At 67.6% G+C, this 14,217-nt stretch carries 14 protein-coding genes and 1 riboswitch; of the genes, 4 read left to right on the top strand and 10 right to left on the bottom strand.

Annotated features, from left to right (window positions below; genetic code table 11):
- Window positions 1–171: 171 nt before the first annotated feature.
- The 4 genes from QYL93_RS23595 to otnI form a co-directional block, all read right to left on the bottom strand.
- Window positions 172–1,662, bottom strand: a complete 1,491-nt coding sequence (locus tag QYL93_RS23595) for a M20 family metallopeptidase (RefSeq protein ID WP_305745938.1) — start codon at window positions 1,660–1,662, stop codon at window positions 172–174.
- A gap of 99 nt (window positions 1,663–1,761) precedes the next feature.
- Window positions 1,762–2,988 carry a GGDEF domain-containing protein gene (locus tag QYL93_RS23590; RefSeq protein WP_305745937.1) on the bottom strand — a complete coding sequence of 409 codons (1,227 nt, stop codon included), beginning with the start codon at window positions 2,986–2,988 and terminating at the stop codon, window positions 1,762–1,764.
- A gap of 92 nt (window positions 2,989–3,080) precedes the next feature.
- Window positions 3,081–5,054, bottom strand: coding sequence for a methyl-accepting chemotaxis protein (locus QYL93_RS23585; protein WP_305745936.1), 1,974 nt, complete (start codon window positions 5,052–5,054; stop codon window positions 3,081–3,083).
- Between the two features lie 134 nt (window positions 5,055–5,188).
- Window positions 5,189–6,007: a 2-oxo-tetronate isomerase gene (gene otnI / locus QYL93_RS23580; protein ID WP_305745935.1), complete on the bottom strand. Its 819-nt coding sequence runs from the start codon at window positions 6,005–6,007 to the stop codon at window positions 5,189–5,191.
- Between the two features lie 97 nt (window positions 6,008–6,104).
- Here otnI and QYL93_RS23575 point away from each other — a divergent pair, with 97 nt between their 5' ends.
- Together QYL93_RS23575 and QYL93_RS23570 are read left to right on the top strand one after the other, a co-directional pair.
- Window positions 6,105–6,542 carry a MerR family transcriptional regulator gene (locus QYL93_RS23575; RefSeq protein ID WP_305745934.1) on the top strand — a complete coding sequence of 146 codons (438 nt, stop codon included), beginning with the start codon at window positions 6,105–6,107 and terminating at the stop codon, window positions 6,540–6,542.
- Between the two features lie 97 nt (window positions 6,543–6,639).
- Window positions 6,640–7,251 carry an NAD(P)H-dependent oxidoreductase gene (locus tag QYL93_RS23570; protein ID WP_305745933.1) on the top strand — a complete coding sequence of 204 codons (612 nt, stop codon included), beginning with the start codon at window positions 6,640–6,642 and terminating at the stop codon, window positions 7,249–7,251.
- Here QYL93_RS23570 and QYL93_RS23565 read toward each other — a convergent pair whose 3' ends face one another.
- From QYL93_RS23565 to QYL93_RS23550, 4 genes are all read right to left on the bottom strand, one after another.
- Complete coding sequence (locus QYL93_RS23565) at window positions 7,252–8,379, bottom strand: glycerophosphodiester phosphodiesterase (protein ID WP_305745932.1); 1,128 nt, start codon at window positions 8,377–8,379, stop codon at window positions 7,252–7,254.
- 73 nt (window positions 8,380–8,452) lie between these two features.
- Window positions 8,453–9,037 carry a methionine biosynthesis protein MetW gene (gene metW / locus QYL93_RS23560; RefSeq protein ID WP_305745931.1) on the bottom strand — a complete coding sequence of 195 codons (585 nt, stop codon included), beginning with the start codon at window positions 9,035–9,037 and terminating at the stop codon, window positions 8,453–8,455.
- On the bottom strand, window positions 9,034–10,164 hold the full coding sequence (locus tag QYL93_RS23555; RefSeq protein ID WP_057266947.1) for a homoserine O-acetyltransferase: 1,131 nt from the start codon (window positions 10,162–10,164) through the stop codon (window positions 9,034–9,036). The genes metW and QYL93_RS23555 overlap by 4 nt, the downstream gene beginning before the upstream one ends.
- Window positions 10,165–10,304: 140 nt before the next feature.
- Window positions 10,305–10,877, bottom strand: a complete 573-nt coding sequence (locus QYL93_RS23550; RefSeq protein WP_057200536.1) for a TMEM165/GDT1 family protein — start codon at window positions 10,875–10,877, stop codon at window positions 10,305–10,307.
- Between the two features lie 22 nt (window positions 10,878–10,899).
- A riboswitch (yybP-ykoY riboswitch) is annotated at window positions 10,900–11,077 on the bottom strand.
- A gap of 244 nt (window positions 11,078–11,321) precedes the next feature.
- Here QYL93_RS23550 and QYL93_RS23545 point away from each other — a divergent pair.
- Together QYL93_RS23545 and QYL93_RS23540 are read left to right on the top strand one after the other, a co-directional pair.
- Window positions 11,322–11,723 carry an RNA-binding protein gene (locus QYL93_RS23545; protein ID WP_057200811.1) on the top strand — a complete coding sequence of 134 codons (402 nt, stop codon included), beginning with the start codon at window positions 11,322–11,324 and terminating at the stop codon, window positions 11,721–11,723.
- A gap of 279 nt (window positions 11,724–12,002) precedes the next feature.
- Window positions 12,003–12,596 carry an RNA-binding protein gene (locus QYL93_RS23540; RefSeq protein ID WP_305745930.1) on the top strand — a complete coding sequence of 198 codons (594 nt, stop codon included), beginning with the start codon at window positions 12,003–12,005 and terminating at the stop codon, window positions 12,594–12,596.
- A 135-nt stretch (window positions 12,597–12,731) separates the two neighbouring features.
- Here QYL93_RS23540 and QYL93_RS23535 read toward each other — a convergent pair whose 3' ends face one another.
- Entirely contained in the window at window positions 12,732–13,517 is a 786-nt protein-coding gene (locus tag QYL93_RS23535) for an SDR family oxidoreductase (RefSeq protein WP_305745929.1), read from the bottom strand.
- Between the two features lie 36 nt (window positions 13,518–13,553).
- On the bottom strand, window positions 13,554–14,180 hold the full coding sequence (lptC, locus tag QYL93_RS23530; protein WP_305745928.1) for an LPS export ABC transporter periplasmic protein LptC: 627 nt from the start codon (window positions 14,178–14,180) through the stop codon (window positions 13,554–13,556).
- Window positions 14,181–14,217 lie beyond the last annotated feature (37 nt).

The raw sequence follows: 14,217 nt of genomic DNA, 5'->3' as shown, positions 1-14,217 counted from the left end.
AGGAAGGGGTCAGAGGCTGGGAGTTTTTTTGCCGTGTCCGAATGGCGCGTCAAAACGCACTGGATCTAGGAGCAAAGCACAGCCATAGCTCGGGCTATGGCGAGCATTTGCAACGACGATCCGGGGTGTTTTGGCGTGCAAGGCGGGCATGGACGAAAGACTCTCAGCCTCTCAGGCCGGGGTGGCTGGCGCGGCCTGCTCGGCGGCCATGGCCGCGATCACGTGTGCCACCGAGGCCGTGAGGCGCTTGGCATAGGGCACATGCAGGAACTCGTTGGGGCCGTGGGCATTGCTCTTGGGGCCGAGCACGCCGCAGACCATCATCTGCGCCTGCGGGAAGCCTTCGCTGAGCATGTTCATGAGCGGGATGGTGCCGCCCTGGCCGATGTAGCCGCAGGGCGCGCCGAAGTGCGCCTCGGAGGCCTCGTTGAGCGCCTGCTCGAACCAGGGCGTGGTGGCCGGGGCGTTCCAACCCGTGGCACCGCCGCCGTGGTCGAAAGTGACCCGGGCCTGGTAGGGGGCGTTGTCCTCCAGCAGCGTCTTGAGCTCCTGCACGGCCTGGGCCGCGTCCACCAGGGGCGGCAGGCGCAGGCTGAGCTTGAAGGCGGTGTACGGGCGCAGCACGTTGCCCGCATCCTGCAGGGCCGGAAAGCCTTCGGCGCCGGTCACGCTGAGCGTGGGCGTCCAGGTGCGGTTGAGCAGGGCCTGCAGCGGGTCGGTGGTGGTGGGCAGCGCAAAGGCGGTGGAGCCGCCGCAGTCGTAGTGCGCCCAGGGGAAGCGCTTGTACACCTCCTCGCCCAGGATGGCGGCCGTGGCGCGGGCCTGGGCCAGGCGGTCCGCAGGCACCTCGCAGTGGAAGCTGGCGGGCAGCAGGCGGCCGGTGGCGCTGTCTTCCAGCCGGTCGAGCACCTGGCGCATGATGCGGAACGACGAGGGCACCAGGCCCGAGGCGTCGCCCGAGTGGATGCCTTCGGTCAGCACCTCGACCTTGAGCGTGCCGCTGGCCATGCCGCGCAGGCTGGTGGTGAGCCACAGCTGGTCGTAGTTGCCGGCACCCGAGTCCATGCAGACCACCAGCGCCACGTCGCCCATGCGGCTCTTCAAGGCATTGATGTAGGGCAGCAGGTCGCCCGAGCCGCTTTCCTCGCAGGTCTCGATCAGGCCCACGATGCGCGGGTGCGGCACGTTCTGGCGCTTGAGTTCCTGCACGGCGGCAATGCTGGCGTACACCGCATAGCCGTCGTCGGCCCCGCCGCGGCCATAGAGCTTGCCGTCCTCGTACTTGGGCGTCCAGGGGCCCAGGTCATTGCGCCAGCCCGAGAACTCGGGCTGCTTGTCCAGGTGGCCGTACATCAGCACGGTCTGGGCCGAGGCCGGCGCGGTGGCGTCGATCTCGAAGAACAGCACGGGGGTGCGGCCTGCAAGGCGCACGATCTCCAGGCGCAGGCCGGCCACCTTCTGCGCCTCCACCCAGGTGGCGGCGTTGCGCACCACGGTGTCGAGCAGGCCCAGCTCGGCCCAGTCGGGGGCGAAACCGGGCGATTTGGCGGGGATGGCAATGTAGTCGGTGAGCTGGCGCAGGATGTCGGTGTCCCACGCCTGGCTCACCCGCTCGAGCGCCTGTGCGGGTTGCAGGGCGTGGGAGGGGACGCGGGCGTTCATGGTGGTGTTCCTCTGGCGGGATGAAACCAGCATTCCAACACAACGCGCGCGGTCGCGCCACCGCCTGCAAACTGCCCTTGTCCCGCAATGGGATGTGGCTCAATACCCGGAGGCTGGCAGGGTCTCGGGGTTGCTGTCCAGCGAGGAGGGTGACGAGGGTGGGTGCAGCGCCAGTGCCGCCTCCACCCGGTTGCGCCCGAGCTCCTTGGCCCGGTACAGGGCCCGGTCGGCAGCGGAGATCAGCATGTCCCAGCTGTCGCCCGGCTCCAGCCGGCCGCCGAAGACGCCGATGCTCACCGTGACGCTGATGTCCTTGCCCTCGTGCCGGTAGCGCGCGCCGGACACCGACTCGCACAGCTGGCGCGCCACCTGGTGGGCGCCGATCAGGTCGGTGTCGGGCAGCACCACGAGGAATTCCTCGCCCCCATAGCGGCTCACCAGGTCCTGCGAGCGCAGGCGCTCACGCAGCAGGTTGACCACGTGGCACAGCACCTGGTCGCCCACGGGGTGGCCGTAGTGGTCGTTGACGCGCTTGAAATGGTCGATGTCCACCATCATCACCGAGATGGATTCGCGCGTGCGCACCGCGCGCGCCACGTCGCGGTCCAGCGCCGAGATCGCCGCGCGCCGGTTGGCCACGCCGGTCAGGGGGTCGAGCGCCGCCAGGCGGCGGTTGTTCTCGTCCGCGCGGTCACGGGCCATGAAGATGAAGCCCATGGTGGCCACCATCAGCTCGATGAAGGTGGTGCTGAAGGTCAGCGTCTGCACGCCGCTGGACTGCATGATGCCGGTGGCCGGCTGGTCGCTGCCGCCGATCACGACCACGCGCACCAGGAACACCAGCGCCTGCAGGGCCAGGACCGCCATGACCAGCCAGGCGCCCCGGCCGGGCGTGGACCCGCGGCGCGAGAACAGGATCCACAGCGCCCACAGGTTCAGCGCCCCCAGCAGCAGCCCGGCCACCACCACGCGCGCAGCATAGTCTTCGATGAAGCAGACCATGCCGGCGGCCATGAGCACCGGCGCGACCGCCATGGCAGGCCAGGGCAGCGGCCGGCCCTGGAATTGCAGCAGGGCCGCCGCCAGGCAGGTGAACATGCAGCTGAGCAGCACATTGCCCAGCACGATGGACAGCAGGCCATGGATGTGGCCGCGCGATGCGAACAGGGCATAGGCCATGGCATTGAGCAGCAGGCCCAGGGCCCACAGCTCCACCCCTTCGCGGCGCTTGCCCCAGGTCACGACGGCCATGGCCAAGGCGGCCGCCAGCGATGACAGGATGATCATCACCAGCATGGTGGGCACGTCGGCAGTGAAGGAAACCATGGCGCGTAGTCGGGACGGGCGGCAAAGGCCGCAGGGAGTTCAGGATAAACGATGGCGCCGCCCACTCCCGTCAGAAAAAGTGCTGGCCACGCCTACTGCAGGGCGGGCACCTCCACCGCCGACAGGCCCAGTGCCGGCACGCCCGATAGCTTGAACACCTGCACTGCGCCGGCCAGCCGGGTGGCCTGCTCGCGCAGGCTGTGCGCGGCGGCGGCCGATTCCTCGACCAGGGCGGCGTTCTGCTGCGTCATCTGGTCGAGCTGGTTCACGGCGGTGTTGACCTGGCCGATGCCGTCCGACTGCGCGCCCGAGGCGGCCGTGATCTCGCCGATGATGTGGCCCACGCGCTGCACCGAGCCCACGATCTCGTCCATGGTGGTGCCTGCGTTGTGCACCAGGCGCGCGCCCGATTCGACGCGCTCCACCGAGGCGTTGATCAGTTGCTTGATCTCCTTGGCCGCGTCCGCGCTGCGCCCTGCCAGGCTGCGCACCTCGCTGGCCACCACGGCAAAGCCCCGGCCCTGCTCTCCGGCGCGGGCCGCTTCGACGGCGGCATTCAGTGCCAGGATATTGGTCTGGAAGGCAATCGAGTCGATCACGCCGATGATGTCGGCGATCTTGCGGGAACTCTGGTTGATCTCGCCCATGGTGGTCACCACCTGGCCCACCACCTGCCCGCCGCGCGCGGCCACTTCGGCGGCGGTGTTGGCCAACTGGTTGGCCTGGCGCGCGGCGTCGGCCGACTGGCGCACGGTGGTGGTCAGCTGGTCCATGCTCTGGGCCGTCTGCGCCAGACTGCTGGCCGTGGCCTCGGTGCGTGCAGACAGGTCCTGGTTGCCGCTGGCGATCTCGGCGCTGGCGGTGCCGATGCTGTCCACGGCGGTGCGTACCTGCTGCAGCATCTGCGTGTAGCGCTGGCGCATGCCCTCGACCTCCTGCACCAGCGCGCCGATCTCGTCGCGCCGCGTGGTGTGGAACACCTGCGTCAGGTCGCCCTGCGCCACAAGGGTGATGGCCTGGGTCAGGTCGCGCAGCGGGCGGCTCACGCCGCGGCGCAGCATCAGGAACAGGCCCACGGCCAGCAATGCCACGGCCACCGCCATCAGCGCCCACACGGCCAGGGTCACGCGGCGCTGGCCGGCCATGGCCTCGCCGTAGGGCACCTCGGCCACTACCCACCAGCCGCCCGCGGTCTTGCGCACCAGGGCGAAGGGGTCCTCTGCGCCTTGCCCAAGCAGCGGCGCGGCATCGCGCACATAGCCGTCCTTGGACGCGGCCAGTGCTTCCAGGAACGGGCCGGCCTGGGGGGATGCCTCCAGCACGCGCTTGCCGCCGGCGCTCGGGTGGTAGACGAACTGGGCCTTGTCCAGCCCGGCCTCGGGGCTCACCACGTAGGTGCCGCCATGCTCGAAGAAGCGCGTCTGCGCGACCTGCTTTTGCAGCATGGTGTGGAACACGCTGATGTCGTTGCCGATGAACAGCACGGCCGTCACCTTGCCTGCGCCGTCCTTGGTGGGCAGGTAATGGCCCATATAGGGTTTGCCGCCCACCACGGTGACGCCGGTGTAGGGTTCGCCCTTGCTCACGGCCGCATAGGCCGGGTCGATGCGCGCCAGCGGCGTGCCCTGCTGGCGCTCGCCCTTGTCGTTCTTGACCGAGGTGGTGATGCGCATGAACTCCTCGCCCTTGCGCGCGAACACCGTGGCGATGCCCCCAGTCTCGTTGGCAAACTTGTCCACCGAGCCATAGTCCTCATTGACCAGTGCGCCGTAGCTGCGCAACTCGCCCGTGGCCTCGTCCAGGTGCATGGTGGCATCGAAGTAGCGCTGAAAGCCCTTCATCGTGAGCTGCACCAGTTCGCGGTTGGTGTTGTCGGCCGCGTCCAGCGACTGGGCCACGCTCTGTGCCGTGTCGCCCACGCTGGAGATCAACTGGGCGCGGGTGTTGCGCTCGGTCAGCACGGCGATGGCCAGGCCCACGAGCACCATGACCAGCGCTACCAGGGCAATGGCCATGAGCGTGACCTGGCGCGCGACGGAACGGTTGTTGGCAAGGGGGGCTGACACGGGATTTGTCTCCTGAAAGTGAATGCGCAATGCCGGCTGTGCCGGTCTGCGTTCACTCTAAGCCCCAGCGCCTGTTACATTTATTCACGCATTCCCTTACGCAGAGCTGCGTACCGCATGGCGAGCGTGGCGCGTCAGTGGCCCGATTGGGTGCGCTCCAGCCATCCGAGGCCTTCGGAGGTACCGGCCGCGGGCCGGTACTCGCAGCCCACCCAGCCGGCGTAACCCAGGCTGTCGATCAGGTCGAACAGGTAAGGGTAGTGCAGCTCGCCCCGGTCGGGCTCCTGGCGCTCGGGTACGCCGGCCACCTGCAGGTGCGACACTCGGCCTGTGGGCAGGTAGCGGCGCAGCTTGCTGGCCACGTCGCCCTCCACGATCTGGCAGTGGTACAGGTCCATCTGCACCTTGAGGTTGTCCATCTGCGCGGCGTCGAGCAGCTCATGGGCATGGTCCTGGCGGTTCAGGAAGTAGCGCGGCATGTCGCGCAGGTTGATCGGCTCGATCAGGATCTCGCGCCCACTCTTCGCAGCCTCGGCCGCCGCCCAGCGCAGGTTGTCCACGCACAGGCCCTTGAGCGATTCGCGCTCGACCCCGGCTGGCACCATGCCCGACAGCACGTGGATGCGTGGGCAGCCCAGGGCGTCTGCATATTCCAGCGCCTCCTGCACGCCGCGGCGGAACTCCGCTTCGCGCCCCGGGATCGCCGCCGTGCCGCGCGCCTGCTGCTCCCAGGCCGTGGCCATGCTGGCGCGGTCGGTGCCGCTGGGCGGGGCGTTGAACAGCACCATCGCCAGGCCGTTGTCGGCCAGCCGCGCCGCCAGCTCTGCTGGTGCGAAGGCATAGGGAAACTGGCATTCCACCGCAGCAAAGCCATCGCGCGCGGCAGCGGCGAAGCGCGCGAGGAAGGGCAGCTCGGTGTACATCAGGCTCAGGTTGGCGGCGAACTGGGGCATGGTGGTGGGCAAAAGTTGGAAGGCCAGGACGTGCGTAGGCTACTATTTTGCGGTGGAGCCTCCCCTCCACCGCCCACACCCTTCAGGAGCCGCCCCCATGCGCATCGGAGAACTTGCCCAACGCACCGGCACCACGCCCAAGGCCATCCGCCTGTACGAGGCGCGCGGCCTGCTGGGCACGGTGGCGCGCGATGGCAGCTACCGCCACTACGGCGAGGGCGACGTGGCGCGTGTGCAGCTCATCCGCCAGGCGCAGGGTCTGGGGTTCAGCCTGGCGCAGCTGGAGGGCCTGCCCGACCTGCACAGCAGCGCTGGTTGGGCACGCATGGCCGGTCTGCTGGCGCAGCGGCGTGCGGCGCTGGCGCAGGAGCAAGCGCGCCTGGCAGCGCTCGATGGACAACTGGCGGCACTGGAGGCCGAGTTGTACGCCTGCGATGCCATGGCAGTCCCCGCCACGCCGCAGGCCTGCGGCGCGCCGGATGTGCCCATGGGCCCATTGCGCCAATTGGTCCCCCTTGGCCACGCCACCGCCTGACGCCGTTTCTTTTCCCGGAAAGCCTGATCCCGCTGCTTGACTCTGCCCCGTGGGGCAAGGTGAGCATGGGGCTTCCAACCACTTTTCGGGAGTTCTCGTGGCGCAACGCATTCTGGTCATCCTTGGCCACCCCGCCCCTAACGGCCTGTGCGCAGGCATGGCGACCGCCTACGCCGAGGGTGCGCAGGCCGCTGGCGCCGAGGTGCGGCGGCTGGATCTGTCCACCCTGCACTTCGATCCCCTGCTGCATGCCGGCTACCGGGGCGAGCAGCCGCTGGAGCCCGACCTGCTGGCCGCGCAGGCCGACATCACCTGGGCCGAGCACCTGGTCTGGGTTTACCCCATCTGGTGGGGCGCCATGCCGGCGCTGTTGAAGGGTTTCATCGACCGGGTGTTTTTGCCCGGGTATGCCTTCAAGTACCGCCAGGGCTCCTCGCTGTGGGACAAGTTGCTGGCCGGGCGCACGGCCGAGCTGCTGGTGACCATGGATTCGCCGCCCTGGTACTTCCGCTGGGTGACGCGCATGCCGGGACACCACCAGATGAAGAAGGCCATCCTCGAGTTCTGCGGCATCCGGCCCGTCAAGGTGCACAGCTTCGGCCCCGTGCGCACGGCCGATGCGAAGCGCCTGGGCACCTGGGTGGCGCAGGCGCGTGCGCTGGGGGCGCGGCATGGCGGCCGCGCCCCGGCTGCGGCGATGGCCTCTTGACTACTTCTTGCCAAACGCCTGCACGGCGGCGCGGCCCACGGCCGAGTCGTCGGTGAAGAAGCCGTCCACCCCCGCGCGCAGGTAGGCCGTGATCTCGGCGATGCTGTCGCCGCGCGCCGTGGCGTCGCTGGCGGGGGCCTTGCGCAGGCTGGTGGGCAAAAAGCTGTTCTCGGGCCGCAGCGTCCAGATGTGTACCGCCAGGCCCGCCGCGCGGGCGTTGGCCACGAGCGCTGTGGGCTCGCCCAGGACACCGTCCTTCACCGGCACCACCAGGGTCTTGAAGGGGCCGACGGCGTTGGCGTAGGTTGCCACCTGCCTGAGGCCTTCGGCCGTGACCAGGTCGGCATAGCTGCGCGTGTTGGCAGCGCCCTGGGCGACAAAGTCGTAAGGCCGGCCCGAGGGCGCGACCAGCTGCACCAGGCGCACCGTGCTCAGCTTGCGCAAGGCCTGCAGGTTGGCCACCTCGAAGGACTGCACGAACACCGGCGCGTCCTTGTGGTTCCAGCCGTTCTTTTCGAGCACGGCAAGCAGCGGTGCTTCCAGCGGCTGGCCGATGGACTGGAAGTAGGTCGGGTGCTTGGTCTCGGGATAGATGCCGATGGTGCGGCCGGTCTTGGCGCTCTGGGCCCGGGCCAGGTCGATCACCTCCTGCAGCGTGGGGATCTCGAACTGGCCGTTGTAGGCCACGTTGGCCGGGCGCTGCGCCGGTATGCGTTCACGCGCGCGCAGGGTCTTGAGTTCGGCCAGCGTGAAGTCTTCGGTGAACCAGCCGGTGATGGCCTGGCCGTCGATGCTGCGTGTGGCCTTGCGCGCCGCGAACTCGGGGCGGTCCACCACGTCGGTGGTGGCCTCTTTCACCGAGCCGTCGGGGTTGAGGATGGCGATGGCGTTCTCGTGCCGGGCCACGAGCACCCCGTCCTTGGTGATCACCAGGTCGGGCTCGATGATGTCGGCGCCATCGTCGATGGCCTTCTGGTAGGCCGCCAGCGTGTGCTCGGGGCGCAGCGCCGACGCACCTCGGTGCGCGATCACCGTGGGAGTGGGCGGCCAGGCCGGCTGGGCGGCAGCGCCCAGGGCCAGGGTGGCCAGGGCGGCAGTGAGAAGGGTCTTCAGGGGGGCGAGGTGCATGGGGTTCTCCGGGGCGGTTGTCGCAAGCCCCGCACCATAAACCCCTTGCGTGACGCGCGCATGGCGCTGGGGTTCAGGCGTGTTCGAAGTGGAATACGGCCGTGCCCGCCATCACGTTGGGCAATACGCGCACCTCGCGCCCATCCTGCAGGCCGAAGGATTCGAGCACGCGCAGCTCGTTCTTGTATGCCAGCACCTCGAAATCCTTGTAGGTGCCCACGCGGATGTTGGGCGTGTCGTACCACTGGTAGGGCAGGCGCCGCGTGACCGGCATGCGCCCGCGCAGGATGGACAGGCGGTTGGGCCAGTGCGCGAAGTTAGGGAAGGCGACGATGCCGGTGCGGCCTACGCGGGCCGTCTCGCGCAGCATCACCTCGGCGTTGCGCAGGTGCTGCAGCGTGTCGATCTGCAGCACCACGTCGAAGCTGTTGTCGCCGAACATGGCCAGCCCTTCGTCCAGGTTGAGCTGGATCACGTCGACCCCGCGGCGCACGCAGGCCAGCACATTGGCGTCGGCGATCTCGATGCCGTAGCCGCTGCAGCCGCGTTCGCGCTGCAGGTAGGACAGCATGGCGCCATCGCCGCAGCCCAGGTCGAGCACGCGCGAACCGGTGGGTACCAGGCGCGCCAGCGCCTGCATGGTGGCTTTCTCGGTCATGCGTGGTGCTCCTTGGCAATGGCGTCGAAATACGAGCGCATGGTGTCCATGTAGCGCGGGTCGTCGAGCAGGAAGGCGTCGTGCCCGTGTGGCGCGTCGATCTCGGCGTAGCTCACGCGGCGGCGGTTGTCGAGCAGGGCCTTGACGATCTCGCGGCTGCGCTGGGGGGAAAAACGCCAGTCGGTGGTGAAGCTGATGAGCAGAAATTTCGCCGTTGCGCGGGCCAGCGCCTGGGTGAGGCTGCCCCCGTACTGCAGCGCCGGGTCGAAATAGTCGAGCGCGCGGGTGATCAGCAGGTAGGTGTTGGCGTCGAAATACTCGCTGAACTTGTCGCCCTGGTAGCGCAGGTAGCTCTCGATCTGGAACTCGATGTCCTGCGTGGAGTATTTGGGTGTGAGGCCCTCGCGCAGCTGGCGCCCGAACTTCTCGTTCATCACGTCGTCGCTGAGGTAGGTGATGTGGCCGATCATGCGGGCGATGCGCAGGCCGCGCTGGGGAATCACGCCGTGGCGGTAGAAGTGGCCGCCATGGAAGTCCGGGTCGGTGACGATGGCGCGGCGCGCCACTTCGTTGAAAGCGATGTTCTCGGCCGTGAGGTTGGGTGCGCTGGCCACCACCACCGCATGGCGCATGCGCTCGGGGTACTGCAGCGTCCAGCCCAGGGCCTGCATGCCGCCCAGGCTGCCGCCGAGCACGGCAGCCAATTGGGTGATGCCCAGGCGGTCGAGCAGGCGGGCCTGGGCGTTGACCCAGTCCTCCACCGTCACCACCGGGAAATCGGCACCGTAGACCTCGCCCGTGTCCGGGTGGGTGTGCATGGGGCCCGTGGAGCCGAAGCACGAACCCAGGTTGTTCACGCCGATCACGAAGAAGCGGTTGGTGTCCACCGGCTTGCCCGGGCCGATCATGTTGTCCCACCAGCCCTCGCTGCGCGGCTGGCCTTCATAGACGCCAGCCACGTGGTGCGAGGCGTTCAGGGCGTGGCAGACCAGCACGGCGTTGGAGCGCTCGGCGTTGAGCGTGCCGTAGGTTTCGTAGGCCAGCACGTAGTCGCGGATGGATGCACCGCTCTGCAGCGGCAGCACTTCCTCGAAACGCATGGACTGGGGTGTGGCAATGAACGACATAAAAAAACCCGGCATCGCTAAAAACGAGGCCGGGGTTTGGGTGTCGGTCGGGTCTTTAGCAGAATTTATAAAGCGCCCGCAAGCTATGGCAAATCGGCGCGAGGGCAACTATACCAAAGCCGGGCGCCGGCCGCACCCCCTCAGGAAGAGGCCAAGGGTGCGAACAGCGCGATGCCGCCCAGGACCAGGAAGATGCCTGCGGACACCAGGTGCACCGCACGGATCGGCACGCGCCGTGTGATGCGCTCGCCCAGCCACACCACGGGGGCGTTGGCCAGCATCATGCCGAGCGTGGTGCCCATCACCACCCACAGGTAGGCGTTGTACTGGGCGGCGAGCATCACCGTGGCGATCTGGGTCTTGTCACCCATCTCGGCCAGGAAGAAGGCGATCAGCGTGGTGCCGAAGACGCCCCAGCGCGGGGTGCCGCCGGTCTCTTCCTCGTCGAGCTTGTCGGGGATCAGCATCCAGATAGCCATGGCGATGAAGGATGCGCCCAGGATCCAGCGCAGCATCTGCGGTCCCAGCATGGTGGTGACCCAGGCGCCCAACGCGCCAGCCAGGCCGTGGTTGGCCAGCGTGGCGACCAGGATTCCGAGGACGATGGGCCAGGGTTTGCGGAAACGGGCAGCGAGTACCAGTGCCAGCAGTTGGGTCTTGTCGCCCATCTCGGCAAGGGCGACGATGGCGGTCGAAACGAAGAAGGCTTCCATGGGGTGGGGTCAATCCGGCCGGATTGTTATGAGACGCGCATTGACTGCACCCCGACTCCGGCCATTGGATCGGCATGCAGTCAATGGTCTCGCCCAGCTCAAGAACCGCATGCGCCATAGGTTTCAAGGAACCCAAGTGTGTTGACGCATGCCCCCGGCGCATGTTGCGACCGGGCGGGCTACTCCCCAAAGACCCGTCGATTGTAGACGAATCTAAGGTGAAACCCTGCCCACCCCTGGTGGATAAAAAGCAGGTCTTCGAAGCGTTTGCTGAAATAAACCCCCACAAGCGACAAAAGTGATTAATAATGGCTTCGCTTTTCTGCTTAGCAGCAAGGCAGTTAGGTTAGCGGTGAATGGTCAGTTTCGCGTCTTTGAAGTCGTCACAGGTTTGTTGATTGCGTCGGGCTCCATCGCGTTTTCATGTTTTTTCAGGAGTCCTTCATGGGCAACAAACTTTACGTGGGCAACCTGCCCTACAGCTTCCGCGACGAAGACCTGCAGCAAACCTTCAGCCAGTACGGCTCGGTTGGCAGCGCCAAGGTCATGATGGAGCGCGACACCGGTCGTTCCAAGGGTTTCGGCTTTGTCGAAATGGGCAGCGATGCCGAAGCACAAGCCGCCATTCAAGGCGTGCATGGCACCAACTTCGGTGGCCGTGACCTCGTGGTCAACGAAGCCCGCCCAATGGAGCCCCGCGCTCCCCGTAGCGGTGGCTTCGGTGGCGGCGGTGGTGGTGGCGGCGGCTACGGTGGTGGCGGCGGCGGCGGTTACGGCGGCGGCGGTGGCGGCCGTAGCGGTGGCGGCGGTGGTGGTGGTTACGGCGGTGGCCGTAGCAGCTACTAAGCGCACACCCGTCCCGGCAGGCCTGGCCTGCTGACGACAAAAACAAGGAGCCTTCGGGCTCCTTTTTTCATGCCTGCGGCATTGTCACCACACCGGGCCCGGGGCTGTCATGCAGCTTGCTTTTTTGGGAAATTTGTGGCGCATAATGGGTTGGCGGGTTTTTGCCCGTCTCAAGTTTGCGGTGATCCGTCAGTTTCGCGCTGAGAGCGTCATTGAGATTAGCTGGCTGCGGTATCGGGACTCCATCGCTTTATCCATGTGTTTTTGAGGAGTCCCTCGATGGGCAACAAACTGTACGTTGGCAATTTGCCGTACTCGGTACGTGACAGCGATCTGGAGCAGGCCTTTGGCCAATTTGGCGCAGTGACCAGTGCCAAAGTGATGATGGAGCGTGACACGGGCCGCTCCAAGGGTTTCGGATTTGTTGAAATGGGCAGTGACCCCGAAGCCCAGGCCGCCATCAACGGCATGAATGGCCAGCCCCTGGGTGGCCGCAGCATCGTGGTGAATGAAGCACGTCCCATGGAGCCCCGCCCACCGCGCAGCGGTGGTTTCGGCGGCGGTGGTGGTGGCGGTTATGGCGGCGGTGGTGGTGGTCGCAGCGGCGGCGGTGGCGGCTACGGTGGTGGCGGCGGCCGTGAAGGCGGTGGCGGCGGCTACGGCGGCGGAGGTGGTGGCCGTGAAGGCGGCGGTGGTGGCTATGGCGGCGGTCGCGGTGATGGCGGCGGCGGTGGCGGCTACGGTGGTGGTGGTGGCCGCAGCGAAGGCGGCTTTCGCAGCCCCTACGGCTCCGGTTCGCGCAACGGCGGTGGCGGCGGTGGCCGCAGCGGTGGTGGCGGCGGCTACGGCGGTGGCGGCAACGGCGGCTACTGAGCCCCATCCTCCCCAGCAACAAAGCCCCTTCGGGGGCTTTTTTCACGTCTGAAGCCTGCGAAAGGAGTGCCTTTCGTGCTTTATGGCAAGGGCCGCCCCGCCGTGCTGGGGGACGGCGCGAAGCGATTCAGGGGGCTACTCGTTCATTCTGCGCTTGCGCGGCCGGCCCGCCAGCGCCTTGTCGAACACCACGTTGGGCAGCAGGCGCATGAGTTTGGCGACCACCCCCATCTGCCAGGGAATCACGCGGTAGGTGGCGCCTGCAGTGATGGCCCGGAATGCCCGCTCGGCAAAATCCCCGGCCTTCATGAGGAAGGGCATGCCATAGCGGTTGTGCTGGGTCAGCGGCGTGTCGATGTAGCCTGGCGAGATGGTGACCACGCGCACGCCATGGGGCCGCATCTCGCCGCGCAGGCTCTCGCAGTAGCTGATGACCGCCGCCTTGCTGCCGCAGTAGGCACCGTGCCCGGGCAGGCCGCGGATGCCGGCAACGCTACCGATGCCCACGAAGGTGCCGCTCTTGCGCTGAACCATGGCGTCGACGAAGGGGTGGAAGGTGGCGGCCATGCCGATGTTGTTGGTGGCGAAGGTGCGGGCCATGACGTCGATGTCGCCCCGCACAGCCGTGTCCATGCCCACGCTGATGCCAGCGTTGGCGATCACCACGTCGGGCGTGCCCTGGCGCGCCAGGCAGTCGTGCCCAGCGGCGACGATGCTGTCCACCACCGAGACGTCGGCACTGTAGATCTCGTAGTTAGCCGGGTCGATGCCTTGCGCGATCGCCCAGGCCTTGACCTCCTCGGTGCGGCGCGCCACCAGGGCCAGGCGGTAGCCCGCCTGGTGAAAGCGCAGGGCCAGGGCCTGGCCGATGCCGCTGGAGGCACCCGTGATGAAAGCGAGAGGTTGCTGCGGCAGTGTCATGGGTGGGCTTTGGGTGGTGGGGGTGTCAACCGGGACCTACCTGGCGGGGCCTGGCATGAGCAGGCCCTTGACCCGACCGTGCAGCTGCAGCACCTGGTCGAGATTGTCGTAGTCCATGCCATCGGCCGTGAAGCGGTCGTTGCCCCGGGTCAGCACCACCGGCTTGTCCGAGCGCACGCGCTCGGTCTGGGTGAAGGCGTGCAGGAACTCGCTGCGGAACTCCATGCGCGGCTGGGCGGCCACACCGGCGCGGGCAGGCAGCGGCTCGCGCGTGACGATGGCGTTGCCAAACAGCTGCACCTCGCTGCCGTCGGCATTGCTCAGCGCCCGGTTGGCCGTGGCCAGGGTCAGGCGCCCGTCGATGGCCACCGAGCGCATGCGCGCGTGATCGATCTCCAGCGTGTCCGTGTCGGGGAAGTGCCGTGCCAGGTCGCCCTGCACCTCGCTTTGCAGCCGGCCCTTGGCATCGAAGCTCTTCACCGAAAACGCCTTCATCGCATAGTCGGGCTGGTTGCTGCGGGCCTTCTCGGTGGTGGGGGCCAGGGGCATGGGCGCATTGCGCACCAGCCACCAAGTGCCCAGGGCCAAAAGGCCCATGATCAGCACAGGCAGGTACAGCGTGATGCGCTCCCAGCTTTGCTGGAGCATGCGGCGGCGGCTCATGGGTGGCCTCCTGCCTGCGGGGCTGGCATGGTGGTGC

This window comes from Acidovorax sp. A1169, from assembly GCF_030704685.1.
Classification (GTDB): domain Bacteria; phylum Pseudomonadota; class Gammaproteobacteria; order Burkholderiales; family Burkholderiaceae_C; genus Acidovorax.
Note: the sequence above shows the minus strand (reverse complement) of the source record. Positions and strands in the feature narration are given on the sequence as shown.

Coding starts and splice junctions, on each gene's coding strand:
- QYL93_RS23595 (WP_305745938.1), bottom strand. CDS start 1,662: ATGAACGCCCGCGTCCCCTCCCACGCCCTGCAACCCGCACAGGCGCTC.
- QYL93_RS23590 (WP_305745937.1), bottom strand. CDS start 2,988: ATGGTTTCCTTCACTGCCGACGTGCCCACCATGCTGGTGATGATCATC.
- otnI (WP_305745935.1), bottom strand. CDS start 6,007: ATGCCCCAGTTCGCCGCCAACCTGAGCCTGATGTACACCGAGCTGCCC.
- QYL93_RS23575 (WP_305745934.1), top strand. CDS start 6,105: ATGCGCATCGGAGAACTTGCCCAACGCACCGGCACCACGCCCAAGGCC.
- QYL93_RS23565 (WP_305745932.1), bottom strand. CDS start 8,379: ATGCACCTCGCCCCCCTGAAGACCCTTCTCACTGCCGCCCTGGCCACC.
- metW (WP_305745931.1), bottom strand. CDS start 9,037: ATGACCGAGAAAGCCACCATGCAGGCGCTGGCGCGCCTGGTACCCACC.
- QYL93_RS23555 (WP_057266947.1), bottom strand. CDS start 10,164: ATGTCGTTCATTGCCACACCCCAGTCCATGCGTTTCGAGGAAGTGCTG.
- QYL93_RS23550 (WP_057200536.1), bottom strand. CDS start 10,877: ATGGAAGCCTTCTTCGTTTCGACCGCCATCGTCGCCCTTGCCGAGATG.
- QYL93_RS23545 (WP_057200811.1), top strand. CDS start 11,322: ATGGGCAACAAACTTTACGTGGGCAACCTGCCCTACAGCTTCCGCGAC.
- QYL93_RS23540 (WP_305745930.1), top strand. CDS start 12,003: ATGGGCAACAAACTGTACGTTGGCAATTTGCCGTACTCGGTACGTGAC.
- QYL93_RS23535 (WP_305745929.1), bottom strand. CDS start 13,517: ATGACACTGCCGCAGCAACCTCTCGCTTTCATCACGGGTGCCTCCAGC.
- lptC (WP_305745928.1), bottom strand. CDS start 14,180: ATGAGCCGCCGCCGCATGCTCCAGCAAAGCTGGGAGCGCATCACGCTG.